Raw genomic sequence first — 13,093 nt, 5'->3', positions numbered from 1 at the left:
GCGGCGATATTCAGTATGGGAACGAACGCTTGTTGACCAACAACAGGCGGATACGAGGGTTTGCAGACTAAAGGGGCACGGGCCATGGCGGCGGCTTCCCGCAATAAAGCTTTCGTGTCTATCCGGTTGAGGCCATCACGACGCAACCTCTCCAGCGCGTCAGGACGGTACCGTGCCAAGGTTCTGCGAAAATCCAGAGATCCGGCTGTCAGCATAATATCTATGGGGTCACAATCCCGCCGGGATAAGACCTCGTATCCCGCATCCACGATAAACTCATCGTAAGCCTCCGCATTTTCTACGGCCAATTTGAAAAAATCACGGCATTCAGGACACACATTGGGCGCATCGACCACGGCTCTTTCTGCCGCAGACCGCAATGCGTCAAAAACAAAATGTTGCGCCGATTCTTCGATGGAATCAGACACGGTAAGCGTGGCGAAACCGAATCCGCTGATAAAAGTAGCCACTCTCTCTTCCGTGGGCTCATCCATGAACTGACCTAATGTGCCATAGCACGAAAGATCGTATCCGTGTCCGGTGCGTTTGCCATAACTCGACAGATCGAATTCGCTTTCTGTGAATACAAGGTCTACCGCTTCCTCCTCCACCGCCCAATTAATCACCTCTTTCGCAATCTGCTCGACGACCGATTCCTCATTTAAAATTTGCTCTGCCAGCGAGCCTATCCATTCCAGAGCTTGAGCACTTTGTGGATGATGGGACAACAACATTCGATATTGCTGGCGCGGTCCATGTGACTTGTTTTGCAGTCGCATATCCCAGGCGGTATGAATCAGATCGCAAAGAGGGATGTTCTTTTCCAGGAATGGCCCTTCCGCTGCCAGAATGCCGCGCTGGATGAGCGCATCAGCGACACGCTTTGCATCGCCGGACTGCGCTGCAAAGCCCAATTGGGCAAGCGCAATGGAGATGGCGCTATTCCATGACTTGACAGGCTCTTGTTGGGTTTGACTGCGTTGCTTACGACGACGGGATTTGCTGCCCACAAAAATGCTCCTTATTTCTCATGGCAATTGGCATTCAGGGTATAATGCTAACCTGGGTAATGCCTTTTCCGGCGCTGTCTCCGTTCGGTTTCGGAGTTTCTTTTTATGGTATCATCCGGACCATGATGGATAGCGGCGTCATGACCATCATGTTCGTAATCGGGAATATTCAAATCGCGCGGATACCAGAAACGAGGCTTTAAAGGAGTTCCTTCTGGATGTTTTTTAATCAAATCAGGTCCTCAGAATAGAAACAGAATCAATGTTCGACGTGTTGATCAATCCACGCCTGCACATCGGCTCTCCGCCAACGCGGGCCTCGAGTGCCAGGTAAGCGCGTGACGCGCGGCAGGCAGCTTTTTGGTGAGTGTGAAATATGCCAGATGATGGTGCAATGAAATAGAATAGTGATGCCGTAACTACGCCGTAACGCTATTCGCTTCACGCGCAACTTGTGCGCCCCGAGCGGATAGCGTATAAAAAAACTGATGCGGATAATCTTGTTTTCGCAAAATTCCTTCTTGCGATAACTCATGAACCAAACCCGCCGGCACAATGCCTTGTTCGTTTTTAACCCGTACAATGAATGGCGCATCGCGGACATTCCGGGACCGACTTATAGTAGCGCCGTGGTGCAAAGCCACCAGCAGCGCTTTTCTTTGCGCTCTGTGCTGAAACTCCAGATAATCGTCGTTCATGTGGCAACTCCCTGTATCAAGTGGTATATGTAGTATTATACCAAGTGATTTTTCGCGTTTATCAAAATCGCGCGGAAAACCCCGTCCTTCAGGGCGGGGATGCAGAGCGCGCGCCAGGACCTGCTCGGTTTTGTCTATCGCGTAAACATGGCCTGTCCTTTTTGAGTAGGATACAATCATCCTATGAGCAAAACAAAGACACCACAGTTAACGGCTGAAGATGCGTTGTGTATTCCCGAAACCGTGCATACCGTTACAGATCGTATTCGCACGGGATGGTCCAATACAAAAAAGAAAAAGAGCATAGCCGATCATTTTGAACAGGTGCGTGTTATTAAAAACAGCATGGCGCAATTTGCTTTTTCGCATCTGGCGGATATCGAAATACCGGACTTCAAAAAACACGGATACCAGTATTTTAATAAAACCCTGTCACCAGCGCTGACCGATGTCATTACTGCATGGGAAATGCAGCAGCTTTTCCATAAGGTGGTATGCACCCACACCGTCAATCATGTACAACAGGTCATGACCAACCGGACTTTCCATCTTTCCAGAGGAAAGCCGGAACTGAGCAAGGGCCTTCTCCGTTGGAAAAGCCATAGGATTTACGGAAATCTGGCGACGCTGCTCAATGCAATGCGTTTCCGAGCTCTACCAAAAACCGATGCGGACGTGCCGAAAAAATGGCAAAAGGCATGGCGCAGCTATTGTGGCAAGTTTGGACGGGACCGGTTGATTCGGTTGCTCGCGGACCATCAATACAACGTGGCACGACGGATACATCCGGTGGAATACACCACTGGCAGTTACATGAAAGCCGCCCAATTCAATAAGCACAAAGCTAATCCCAGTTGGCATTCTCATTGGTTCAAAGACGATTCCAATAGAAAATTCAAGGATTGGTATCTCTTTAAGACACCACAATGGGAGATAGCATTACCAATGGCTGTGAATCCGGAATATCACGATAAACCCTATGACCTGACCAAAGAGCACTGGGTCACATTGAACCGGCGCGGTGAAGTGGATATCAGTCTGGTTTACGACCGGACAGATGTGCTCCTGACGCCTCAAACGGTTGTCGGTATAGACCTGAATGTGAAGACTAATCTTCTGGCAGCCAGTAATGGTCTGATGTTTCACCTGGAGGAAGACTGGCTGCAAAAGCATGAGGCTAAACTTGCCCGGTTGGAGAAGAAAGGCTACCAGCATCTGGACACGGCGGATCGTTTGCACTTAAAAAAGATCGTGAAGCATCGTGAATCCACTCTGCGCAACAAGATCCAGGACGTGTTATTGCAACTACGCGCCCAGGGCGTGACGGACGTGATACTGGAAAGTCTCTCGATTACGCTGGGCGGTGGATTATCGCGGCGCATGCATAAACTACTGCGTCTGTTGCGTTTCGGAACGATCCGCACCTGGATGCGCGAACAGGCCCACAAGCTGGGCATGCGGATACACGATTTCCCGTCCGCGTATTCGAGTCAGGCCTGCCGTTGCGGGCAGGTGGATCCGGGCAACCGAAGGGACCAGAAGTTTGAATGCACGGCCTGCGGTTCCAGTGAACATGCAGACACGCATGCGGGTAACAGTTTGTTGTGGTTATTTGAACAGGCACGGGACGTTCTCGTGCGCGACGGATTCCTGAGTGTAAATGCTTTCGGCGAGTATGTGGCTACGACCAAGGCCAGATTCCAGTACAAAGCCCTGAAAGCGTATTACGAGGGGAAAACCGGGGTATCTCATATTCAAGGTGGGGTGCTCGTGATGGACCATCCTTTGTCCACGGTCAGGGGCAATCCCTGTCCTTTAGGGCAGGGTACTTGAATTCGATAAAAATAGCAGGCCTGGGATCAATTTGATCTCTTTTGCCACCGTGCAAAAACAAAAAAGCCGCCCAAAAAAGGCGGCCTGCTTGCCCCCGGCAGAGTTAAGGTGAGAACCATGGCAAGCTGCAGGGGTTATTTTCTAGCCCACAGCCAGTCTCCAAGCACACCGCCTGCTGGCCCTTGGAGAGCATGAAAAAAACGCACGAATCGACACTGACCCATTTTGGGCAGTGAAATAAACGATCAATTAATCCCGCAAAAGTTTGTGGGCATCAGTTTCCCCAACAAATGACTTTGACCCGATATGATGCCAAATGTTTCTAAGGGAGTGGAAATCGTTGCACGGATTACGTGTCGCCTACCTACTCACTCGAAAAATGGCTGACATATCCTTTAGCGTCCATAAAAACTCCGCAATTTTCCGTGTGATTCCAGAGTGTCAGCCCCATACCATCCCGTTCTTTGGAAACCGCCTGATAAGCCCCACTATCCAGAAAAACATGACTGCGTATTTCCAGCGGGCATTGGCCGGACACAGGCGGAATGATGGTGTGGCCAACATAGGTCCGGGAGAGCGATTCTTGATGCCGCGACGGCAAAAGCTGGCTTTTCCGCACACGATTTCTGAAATCGACGATCAAACTTCGACCCCACAAAATATGATCCTTCCATGTCCCCATATCGTCAAAGCCGACGATAAAATGTTTCAGGTCCCAAATTGCGGGATCTCCCGCATCCAGCAAAGCATCTGTCCAGGAATCATTCGAAAGAGCATTGGCAAGTTCAGCATGGGCAACATGAAATCGACCTTTTTCGCTCTCAACGACCCGCACCAAAGGTACTCGTTCGAGTAGTGGCATATATTGCGCTACCCGGGTAAATCGCTTGGCCCATTGCCAACCCTTAATGCAAGTAAAAGCATATGCGTAATCCCGTTGCCGACGGTCTTTAGTTTTTCCGGCAATCCACGCCATCAGCATAGCGTCATGGTTGCCCAAGACCGGATAAAACCAGGGTTCTTCCAGGAGGGCCAGGCATCCTGCTGAATCCGGGCCACGGTCCACCAGATCGCCGACACTGAACAGGCGGTCCTTTCCCGGTTTAAAGGATACCTGTGCCAGTGCGTCATCCAGCATGGCCCGGCAACCATGGAGATCGCCCACGATAAAGTCACGTCCGACAGGATTGGCTGAATGCCGGGATATGGCCGGATTATTTTCAAGAAATCGCATCATCCCTCCATCATCTGTCTGGCCGTAGTAGCAAACAAGGCGACCACCACTTGCAGCACAACGCTTACAGAATATGGCGAATCAAATCATCACCGATTCCAAAACCGATGCCCCGAACAATAGCTTGGCCAAAACCAGAATGATGGAGGGAATGCGCGAAATTTTGATAATTACCCCCCGATGGATTTCCATGCGGATAGTCTGGGTCATGGGAATGGCGTTGGATACCTTCGTGAATCGTTTGCAAGAGAACCAGGATTTGCTGCTGTTCGGCCCGATAGCTCTGGGAAATGCTTTTCAGGTCGTTATACAGTCCAACAAGTTGCGCATCTCCACTTTGTGCCGCATCGTGCAGCTTGACAGCAAAATCATGCAACTGCTGTGCGAAGGCGGTATTGCAGGATTTCAGACTGTCAAATTCGGTATTTATTTGTTCGACGTTCATAATAGCTCCTTTTTGAACAACATATATTTCGTCAATGGTTAGCGTAACACACCCATCAGAACAAGAGGAAAGGTGCAGAGCGCAGGTATGAAAGAGCATTGGTTATGTCAGCATAACGAAGTAATGTATCACCCCAAACTAAAGTCTTGTTGTCCGATAATTCTGATAGGCCTTCCATAAAAATAACAGCGTCAAGTTCATAACCACAAATTGCTGCAAGACAATGGCCCAGTTCCCGCAAATTATCGAATAAGTTATAATGAAACTAGAACTTGCCAGCCAGACCAATCGTATCAGCCAGGGTCGATAAAAGAGTTTCCCTAAACTGGCGAAAATATACGTCCCGACCGGAAGCCATGTCCACCAGATCGCGGTCGGCGCGTAAATCCAGAACCCCATCCCCCCAAAAACCAGCGCAATAATCATGCGTCTTAGCCGGTGCTCCCGGTTGTCCTTACCGGTAAGGCTTTGTAACAAACTTTCCAGACTCGCCATCGCCTGAAACACTGCACCTTGATCTTGCCCGAGGAAATATTGTGAAGCGACCATGGACCAGCCTGCAGGAATCCCCCAAAGAATGAGGGCTCTGCGTTTTGTTCGCGTGAACTTAATAACATCTAACACCAGCGCCAGCCCGCCAAATGCTTGAGACAGCCAAAATGCCGGAATCACGGGGCAGGATGCAACGCTTTGGGCTTGGGCGAATCCTGTAGAAATTTCTGGTAATGCTTTTTCACCTGAAAATAACGGGCGATCCCGTAACCCCCTAACAAAACGGAGATACCCAGAAAAACCCAGCCGACCGTCATAATCCAGCCATAATCAAAAAAGCGGATAAAAACCAGCCCGGACACGTTAAAATCCAGGGTCGTTCTCATGAATGCATACAGGGTCCGTTTATTGGCCGCTGCCGTCCGGTCGAGTGCCAACCAGTCCTGGAGAACAAGGCTGTCTCCGTATTGATGAAAGTGCTCCCGATGGTCATCGATATGCAGCGCATGGAGCCATTTTGCTTTATCCATCATGATGCAGGTTCCGATGATGAAAATAGGCTTGTGCCATCAAAAAAATTCCGGCTACCAGTAAAATTGCCGCAACCAGAAAGCCCACATAGAGCACGACATCCCAGAAACTTCCTTTAAAAATAACCAGGAAAACCAGTGTAGCGATAATGGCGGTCATGAAAATCTTGAGATAATCATTGAAGGTACGGGTAGCGGCAAACATAGTCCGATCCATCGCAAGCCAGTCTCGCAAGACCATTTTTCCCCGGGCGTAGTCATCATAGGGATGCCGCTGCATCGTCGCGCTCCTCCCTATGGAGTTCATCCACATAGGCATGATAATCCCGTTTCTTTTTGAGATAGAGACGGAACCCCACCAGCCATAAAACGACCCCTATAGCCAAGGTCACATAACCGAGATCGGACCACCGATTTGCTCTGAAAAAGCGGATAAAGGTCATCCCTGCCAGAATGAGTACCAGCGCCGTGCGGGTGAAAGACAAGATAGTACGCTCATTGGCAAGAATGGTCCGGTCTAATGCCAGCCAATCCCGCAAAATAAAACGATGTGCGGAAAACTGATTTGTATAAAAAGCCAACATTTCCTCCTTGAAAGCCTGTTGCTATCGATCCTTTCATTGAATCACGAAACAAACGAAAGGTCAGTGGGCACGCGTTCTTTCAAATCCGCAATACCAACTTGAAAGTGAACGAGTCGCAAAGAAACCACATTACGGTTCCAGGAACTCTACCAAAAGCCTAATAGCTTCAGAAAGCTGCAAAACCGCAGCACGGATTTGATCCTTGGGGGTATCTAAAAAAATCTGCCCGTCATTTTCTTCTACGCCCGCCTTTGCCATCATCTGCCGGAATAGCTTCTCACGTTCACCCGCACAAAATGAATCGGGTTCATCCCGCAAGTGCATCCGCGTTTGGCCAGCGTCCGTCAATCGCACAATATCGCCCGGGCATTTTTCCACGTACAGCAGCAAGGGATCTCCGTCTGCAAAAGAAAATGAGGATTTAATGAGCATCCGCCCATTATGGGCAAATATCTTTACATTGAAAAAACACGTAACAATCAATATATTGATTTTTTGGAAAATCAAAAGTCCGACAGACTGCTAGGACAAGCCTGGAACAAGCCCGAAGAATGGCACGGCTTTTTTGGCTTTATTCAAACGATGACGGTATCCGTCGTCATCATCGTCATCGTCGTCATTATCATCCGCGTCAATCCGCTCGCTCAGAGCATCGAGAAACATTTTCCACTCTCGCCGGGTGAGGCGTTGTCGGAAATAATGAATTTGCCGGAGGGCGGAATAGATGTCGATATAGCGTCCGGACAGGTCATAGAGCTCCCAAATGGTACGCAGTGGGGTAAACTTCCAGCGGATGGCCAATTCAAGGAAATAGAACATGGTGACGAGCGCAATGGCGGTTAAGGCAGCGAGGGGGATACCGAGTTGGAACCCCATAAGCGTGATGTCGTGATGAAAGCAAATAACGGCGCCGAGGAATGAGAAAACAGCGGTCGTGAAGGAATATCCACCCCGCAATTCGTACTTCCGCCAAATCAGCAGGCACTCTCTTCGGGTGTAGATTTTACCGACGACCGGACTGATGACTGAAGGCATACTGTGATCTCCATACCAAAGAAAATGATTGTCCACACACTATATAGCAAAAATCAGCTATTTCTTGCTATAGCATGACATCAATCGCCGCATAACAATCAAGGCTGTGTTGTGTGATCGGGATGAATTTTTCGGATAGTCACCCACGCCCGCCAAAGCATCACACCTGCCACTGCGGAAAGAATAGCCCACTCCGTCATCCCGAACACGTACCAGAACGGATGTGCGGTCCATCGGGCTTTTCCATAGGTGATATGCCCTAGGAAAACATCTACGCGCCCGGTATAAAATCCGCGTAATGTCCAGTACCAAATAAGCACAGCCATCGTGGCAACAAATCCGAAATAAAACCATCTTTTCATATTTTATGACCAAGAATCCGCGTTATTCCCCGATAGTTTTCGCACAAACCAAGAATCTAGTTCCTGCAACACATCCTCTGGCTGTACGATTTTCTCTATGCCAGTGCCGCGTAAACCAGGGGCAATATTCAGGTCAATGGCGTACATCTGGTTCCCAATCCTTAAAAAATCCACGGCGACCATGGGAGACAAGTCAAAAAAGGGAGTATCTGGAGTGGCAGAACCCGCCTCGCACATAAATTCAATCTGTACGTCGCCACAATTTGAGCGCCAATCATCAAGGCTGGTGTAGCGCAGCCAAAACATCCTTTTGCCCACGCGCAGATGCCGATAAGAAATCGCACCAACCCCCGCGACCGTTGGCATGAACTCTACGGCAAACGCCGCCGGAAATTGGGTTTCTGCGGCATCAAAAGACAGGGCCACCTTGCCATCGCCAGCATGCGCCTGTTCATCAACATGCACCACCACCTGCATCATTTGCCAAAGTTCTTTCGGATAATTGGCATACTCCGCCTTTAATGCGGGCACCAGGTCGCGCACCAGACCATGCCGGGGCGTCAATAATCCGGCAAGCTCAAAGGCGGCGAACATGACAGAACGTGACATGCCGCCTGTGCTTTGTCGTTGAAAAACGGCATCAGGCGTTTCATACGACCCGCAAAAAGCATGGTCGTAGTAATCTCTGAAATCAGATTTTATTTTTATTTTCATCTTGTAATCTCCGAATCCAGACAAGAAAATTGCAATACACCTGTTGCACTTCCAACGCGACCACCCACACCAACAGCAATCCTATTGCAGCAGGAATGACCAGCCAAAGCCAGACAAAAAACGAAAAGTCAGCGGGCATTTATTCCTTCCTTGGCAGCAATAACTTTTGACACTTTTTGCAGGTGATTTTGGTACGGTAGTCATCCAGTTCGTAGGATTCTGGTAGCTGTCCATGCGCTATCACGGGCACTATTAGTCCACACTCGGTTTTAATTTCATCGCCACTTGCCCCATGCCAACGACTCATGCGCTCGTTGAAATTTTTCATCCCGCCAATTCTCCAGCGTACCGCGAAACCACTCATAAACTGTCCCTTAATCAGCCTTCAACAATATCCATGATCCTTCCAGCAGGCCAAGTCTGCCATTCCCGACCATTCAAAAGGCATCCAGCCGCTTTCTTGCCTACGCGAAAAATAGATCGAGTACCGAAAAAATCCTGCTCAAAGGAACGGGGATCTTCCACAGAGAAAACCTGCCCGTTATGGATAATGACTTTTTGCGGGACAATGCAGTGTGAACCATATTCGTCATCTAGCTCATTTTGGTCCTCACCATCCTTGGCCGGTCGGTTGGAGCGGTAGAGACTGGCGGCATATTCCGGTGTCATCTGTGTCAATGGAAGCCACTCGCCCCACTGCTTGAAGAAAAACGGTACATGAGCCTGTTCGCATTGTTTCTGGATGGACTCCACCCAGTCGGGGTGCATGGGCCTGATGTTCGGTCCAAACCCAGATTCTCCACCCGCAGCGACCCAGTTAATCTGCTGGTTAAACGGCGTTGCGGAAGCCTGATAGGGACGCAAAGGACCGAACATGCCTACCGGTACGGCCTCGAAATCAATCGGCCCCAATAACGGTTCTGCGCTGACCCATCGCAAGGCGGCCGGCACCTGCATCAACAGCGGTATCCGCGCATCGGCGGTTTCCTGATCTTCGACGGATACGCCCAGCCAGACGTTTGGAAGCGGCCATTCCGGTATGCCGGCAATATCAAGACCCCGCGCAGCGGCTATTTCACGCATGGCTTGCCCAACCGCATGCTCTCGGTTGTCGTAGCCCGGCACAAACCATTCCACCATGCGCTCCGGTCGCTTGGTCAACACCTGAAAAACATGCTGCTCGGCCAGGGCCATGACTGCGAATACCCTGTCGATGAAAGCATCCGGCACGGCCTCGTGGAAGAGGTCCGACATGGAGTTCACGAAGATCATCCGGGGCTTTTTCCAGCGCAAGGGCTGGTCCAGACGATCTTCATGACAGGCCACGTCCGTAAAGGCTCTGCCGTAGTAGCTCACGGCTTTGGGGTTGGCCGAAAGCCGTGCCCACTCCCGTTCCGCGTAGCAATGCTTGCAGCCTTGTGAAACCTTGGCACAGCCGGTGACAGGGTTCCAGGTGGCGTTTGTCCAGGCAATGCCGGTTTTGTCAGCCATGCTATTTCTCCTTTTTTAGCATCAGGCTCCATTATAACTATCCAACGGATAACAGAACGCCGATTGAAACCCCGCAAATTGCGTGAATATTTCAGCAGCCCCGCGCAAATACTCATACATCCATTCTGTCACCAACCACCGCCGCCCCAATCGTTCCGCCGCTAATCCGGTTTTCACCGTACCGCCGAACAGATCCACCACGAGTTCTCCGGGTTCGGTGAGAAACCGAATAAAGAAATCCGGAATACTGGTCGGCTGAATGGCGCCATGCTTCGGCAAGCCCAGCGCATTGGCCTGCCGCCGATAGGCTTTGGTGTCGCTGCAGGCGTGCCCACGTTCCATCACATTGCGCGGAATCCGTCCCGCCGTTACCCGTCCGAAGCTATCCGGGCGAATGCGATAGGCGCCATTGCCATAAGTGGCCGACCGCCCTTCCCCGCCCAACGCCATGAGCCGTTGATGTTGGGCTGAATGCGCCTCCAGAACCCGGCGATTATCCGACCGCACTTGGTCTGGATCATTGGTGAACCAATACAGCGGTTCATACGCCGTGGCGAGCTGCACCCGATTCACGCAGGCCCAATAGGTCGGCGCTGGCGGCTTGCTGTAATTCACCCAAGGAATACGGTCCATCAGCGCAAGGCCTAACCGGTCATTCAGGGCCAGGACTAGACGCTCCAGATAGAGTGACCGGCTCGGTTTCTTGGACTCAAAAATATCCCCGCTCAAATTGAGCACGATGCTCCCGCCACGGAGAAGGCTGCGGACGATGGGCTCTAACGCTGCACAGATAAAATCCACATATTGCCGTTCATTTGGCCCCCCATAATCACGCGCTTTCCGGAGCGGATAGGGCGGCGAACTGATGCATAGGGCGATTGGATCGTCGAAGCGTCTGAAGACATCTTGATGCGCGCCCCAAATGGCGACGCCCAGGTCAGTATTGAAGGCCACCAGCGTGACGCCGGTAGCGGCTCGGTGCAGGTCCTTGCCGGCTTTTTCAGACAACTGCCAGACACCCCGCGCACCGGGCACATGCTCAAGAATTCCCAATTGTTTAAGCGTTTGCTGGTACCAGCGGATTTTGCGCTTGAGGATGGAGCGCGGGACGCCGGCGCGGCCAATAGGGATCCGGGTGTCCAAGGCTTCTTTTGTCGTGCCCATGCCTTCCGCCACATCAGCGTACAGCGAAGCATTGTCCAGTACGCCGCCCGGAGCTTCCGCGTAGGCATTGGCAATGTCAGCAAACAGGTTAATTTGTCGAAAAGGTGTGTTCATTTTATCTCAACCAGAGCGGCAGCATGGGTTGCACCATGGATTGCAACTCAGACGTAAACGCAGGGTCCACCCAGGAAAGAATCACAAAGGCCACCAGAATAACAACCAAAAGCACTAAAATCTTTCTGAGGAAGAACCAAAAGAGCAACAAGGCCAGAACCGCACAAATAACCGGAACAAGGTCTGAATGATGAAAAATGGCAATGATGTGGTCCATGATGAATTCATCCTGGTTTTGGAAATGAATAAATAACAACGCGATATGTAATCAGCATAACACAGCATTAATAATGACTACCGTTGCAAACCCAACGAGCAATATACAAACATCATCAACTCATTGGATTAAAATTCATCCTGGATGATAAGAGGAACCGGCTCAAAAGAAGTAATGTGATAATGATTTTGTCCATCCGCATTAAGAAATGCTACCTTACAAGACCGATAATTGCGCATTGGCTCCAGGCTGCTGCAGGTAACCATCCAGTGACCCGTGCCAATAACTGCATCCACACCCCAACTATCCAGATCCCATTTGGGTCCACGATAATCACCGGCTTGCAGCCAGAGATTGGCACTGGAAACGGGTTCTTCCAGCACACGCTCCAAAGCTTCCACCGTAAGACGGGTGACATGCTGGGCCAGCTTGCCTTCTCCGGCCAGGGCTCTAGGCTTACGGGGTTTGAGGTTGGCTGCGTCGCGCAACTGGTTCATGGCCCGGTCACCGTCTCGAATAGCCGACAGCAAAGTGGTCTGTGGTTCATTCACAAAAGGATGCCGCTTAGTATGGCAGTCGTAATGATCCAGGGACCCCGTATGGTAACCCTGCTCATTGTGGACAGGCTCACCACAGACAGAACAGCGTGGTTTGACAAGCATGAGTTAAAACCCTATTTGCAAATGGCCCGACAATAAGCCAAAGCCTTTTCTCTACCTTCGCTCGTTTCCATCAAGCGAAGGCCCCGTTAATGAACCTGTTTCCCGATATGAATTGTTCGACCCGTTTCATGCAACACATCGCGTATCAGCCCCTTATCGTGCATAACGCGTAGGGCACGACCTAGCGCCATGGCGCATCCAGGCGGGCCACCTCTAGAACTATACCGATAGGCACGAGGATATTGCGCGGGCGGGAAAACAAAATACAGCAATCCCTCATACTCCAATGTTCCACCATGACGGGATAGAACATCGATGATCCTTTGTTGCAAATTGGTTTTAACTTGTGCCATGCGCATTACCCTTTTTCTCGTTAAACCTTTCGACAGCCAAGAAGAGAAGCCTATCGTTCCAACCATCCATGAACGCATCCAACAATAGCACTGGCGTTAAAACAGACGAAAAAAGCAATGAAAACAAACAAGATTCCAGCACCGACAGGTGAAAG

17 protein-coding genes are annotated in these 13,093 nt (G+C 50.5%); 1 reads left to right on the top strand and 16 read right to left on the bottom strand.

Going from position 1 to position 13,093, the window contains the following annotated elements:
• Together AC2VLY_RS00530 and AC2VLY_RS00525 are read right to left on the bottom strand one after the other, a co-directional pair.
• A partial coding sequence (locus tag AC2VLY_RS00530) for a hypothetical protein (protein WP_486892846.1) occupies nucleotides 1-1,010 on the bottom strand: 1,010 nt, incomplete at its 3' end.
• A gap of 419 nt (nucleotides 1,011-1,429) precedes the next feature.
• Nucleotides 1,430-1,708 (bottom strand): hypothetical protein, encoded by a 279-nt coding sequence (locus tag AC2VLY_RS00525; RefSeq protein WP_486892845.1) that lies wholly within the window; start codon nucleotides 1,706-1,708, stop codon nucleotides 1,430-1,432.
• 183 nt (nucleotides 1,709-1,891) lie between these two features.
• Between AC2VLY_RS00525 and AC2VLY_RS00520 the strand changes: the two genes are divergently transcribed.
• Nucleotides 1,892-3,541 (top strand): zinc ribbon domain-containing protein, encoded by a 1,650-nt coding sequence (locus AC2VLY_RS00520; RefSeq protein WP_486892844.1) that lies wholly within the window; start codon nucleotides 1,892-1,894, stop codon nucleotides 3,539-3,541.
• Between the two features lie 364 nt (nucleotides 3,542-3,905).
• On the opposite strand, the gene AC2VLY_RS00515 is transcribed toward AC2VLY_RS00520, so the two are convergent.
• The 14 genes from AC2VLY_RS00515 to AC2VLY_RS00450 form a co-directional block, all read right to left on the bottom strand.
• The gene (locus AC2VLY_RS00515; RefSeq protein WP_486892843.1) at nucleotides 3,906-4,778 is read right to left on the bottom strand and encodes a metallophosphoesterase; all 873 of its coding nucleotides are present in this window, start codon (nucleotides 4,776-4,778) and stop codon (nucleotides 3,906-3,908) included.
• Nucleotides 4,779-4,839: 61 nt separating this feature from the next.
• Entirely contained in the window at nucleotides 4,840-5,220 is a 381-nt protein-coding gene (locus AC2VLY_RS00510) for a hypothetical protein (protein ID WP_486892842.1), read from the bottom strand.
• A 138-nt stretch (nucleotides 5,221-5,358) separates the two neighbouring features.
• A complete protein-coding gene (locus tag AC2VLY_RS00505; RefSeq protein ID WP_486892841.1) occupies nucleotides 5,359-5,892 on the bottom strand; it encodes a YgjV family protein in 534 nt (177 codons plus the stop codon).
• Nucleotides 5,889-6,245 carry a DUF202 domain-containing protein gene (locus AC2VLY_RS00500; protein WP_486892840.1) on the bottom strand — a complete coding sequence of 119 codons (357 nt, stop codon included), beginning with the start codon at nucleotides 6,243-6,245 and terminating at the stop codon, nucleotides 5,889-5,891. Before AC2VLY_RS00500 ends, AC2VLY_RS00505 begins: the two co-directional genes overlap by 4 nt.
• Nucleotides 6,235-6,522 (bottom strand): DUF202 domain-containing protein, encoded by a 288-nt coding sequence (locus AC2VLY_RS00495; RefSeq protein WP_486892839.1) that lies wholly within the window; start codon nucleotides 6,520-6,522, stop codon nucleotides 6,235-6,237. Before AC2VLY_RS00495 ends, AC2VLY_RS00500 begins: the two co-directional genes overlap by 11 nt.
• Nucleotides 6,503-6,826, bottom strand: coding sequence for a DUF202 domain-containing protein (locus AC2VLY_RS00490; RefSeq protein WP_486892838.1), 324 nt, complete (start codon nucleotides 6,824-6,826; stop codon nucleotides 6,503-6,505). The genes AC2VLY_RS00495 and AC2VLY_RS00490 overlap by 20 nt, the downstream gene beginning before the upstream one ends.
• A 129-nt stretch (nucleotides 6,827-6,955) precedes the next feature.
• Entirely contained in the window at nucleotides 6,956-7,258 is a 303-nt protein-coding gene (locus AC2VLY_RS00485; RefSeq protein ID WP_486892837.1) for a DUF1828 domain-containing protein, read from the bottom strand.
• 90 nt (nucleotides 7,259-7,348) lie between these two features.
• Nucleotides 7,349-7,861 carry a hypothetical protein gene (locus AC2VLY_RS00480; RefSeq protein ID WP_486892836.1) on the bottom strand — a complete coding sequence of 171 codons (513 nt, stop codon included), beginning with the start codon at nucleotides 7,859-7,861 and terminating at the stop codon, nucleotides 7,349-7,351.
• 98 nt (nucleotides 7,862-7,959) lie between these two features.
• Entirely contained in the window at nucleotides 7,960-8,187 is a 228-nt protein-coding gene (locus AC2VLY_RS00475; RefSeq protein WP_486892835.1) for a hypothetical protein, read from the bottom strand.
• Nucleotides 8,188-8,226: 39 nt separating this feature from the next.
• A complete protein-coding gene (locus AC2VLY_RS00470; protein WP_486892834.1) occupies nucleotides 8,227-8,832 on the bottom strand; it encodes a hypothetical protein in 606 nt (201 codons plus the stop codon).
• Between the two features lie 483 nt (nucleotides 8,833-9,315).
• Complete coding sequence (locus tag AC2VLY_RS00465) at nucleotides 9,316-10,428, bottom strand: DUF5131 family protein (protein ID WP_486892832.1); 1,113 nt, start codon at nucleotides 10,426-10,428, stop codon at nucleotides 9,316-9,318.
• Nucleotides 10,429-10,449: 21 nt separating this feature from the next.
• The gene (locus AC2VLY_RS00460) at nucleotides 10,450-11,706 is read right to left on the bottom strand and encodes a DNA methyltransferase (protein ID WP_486892831.1); all 1,257 of its coding nucleotides are present in this window, start codon (nucleotides 11,704-11,706) and stop codon (nucleotides 10,450-10,452) included.
• 1 nt (nucleotide 11,707) lies between these two features.
• Nucleotides 11,708-11,923, bottom strand: a complete 216-nt coding sequence (locus AC2VLY_RS00455; RefSeq protein WP_486892830.1) for a hypothetical protein — start codon at nucleotides 11,921-11,923, stop codon at nucleotides 11,708-11,710.
• A gap of 128 nt (nucleotides 11,924-12,051) precedes the next feature.
• On the bottom strand, nucleotides 12,052-12,585 hold the full coding sequence (locus AC2VLY_RS00450; RefSeq protein ID WP_486921583.1) for a hypothetical protein: 534 nt from the start codon (nucleotides 12,583-12,585) through the stop codon (nucleotides 12,052-12,054).
• Nucleotides 12,586-13,093: the final 508 nt, after the last annotated feature.

Source organism: Acidithiobacillus sp. TH-A36, assembly GCF_057473445.1.
Note: the sequence above shows the minus strand (reverse complement) of the source record. Positions and strands in the feature narration are given on the sequence as shown.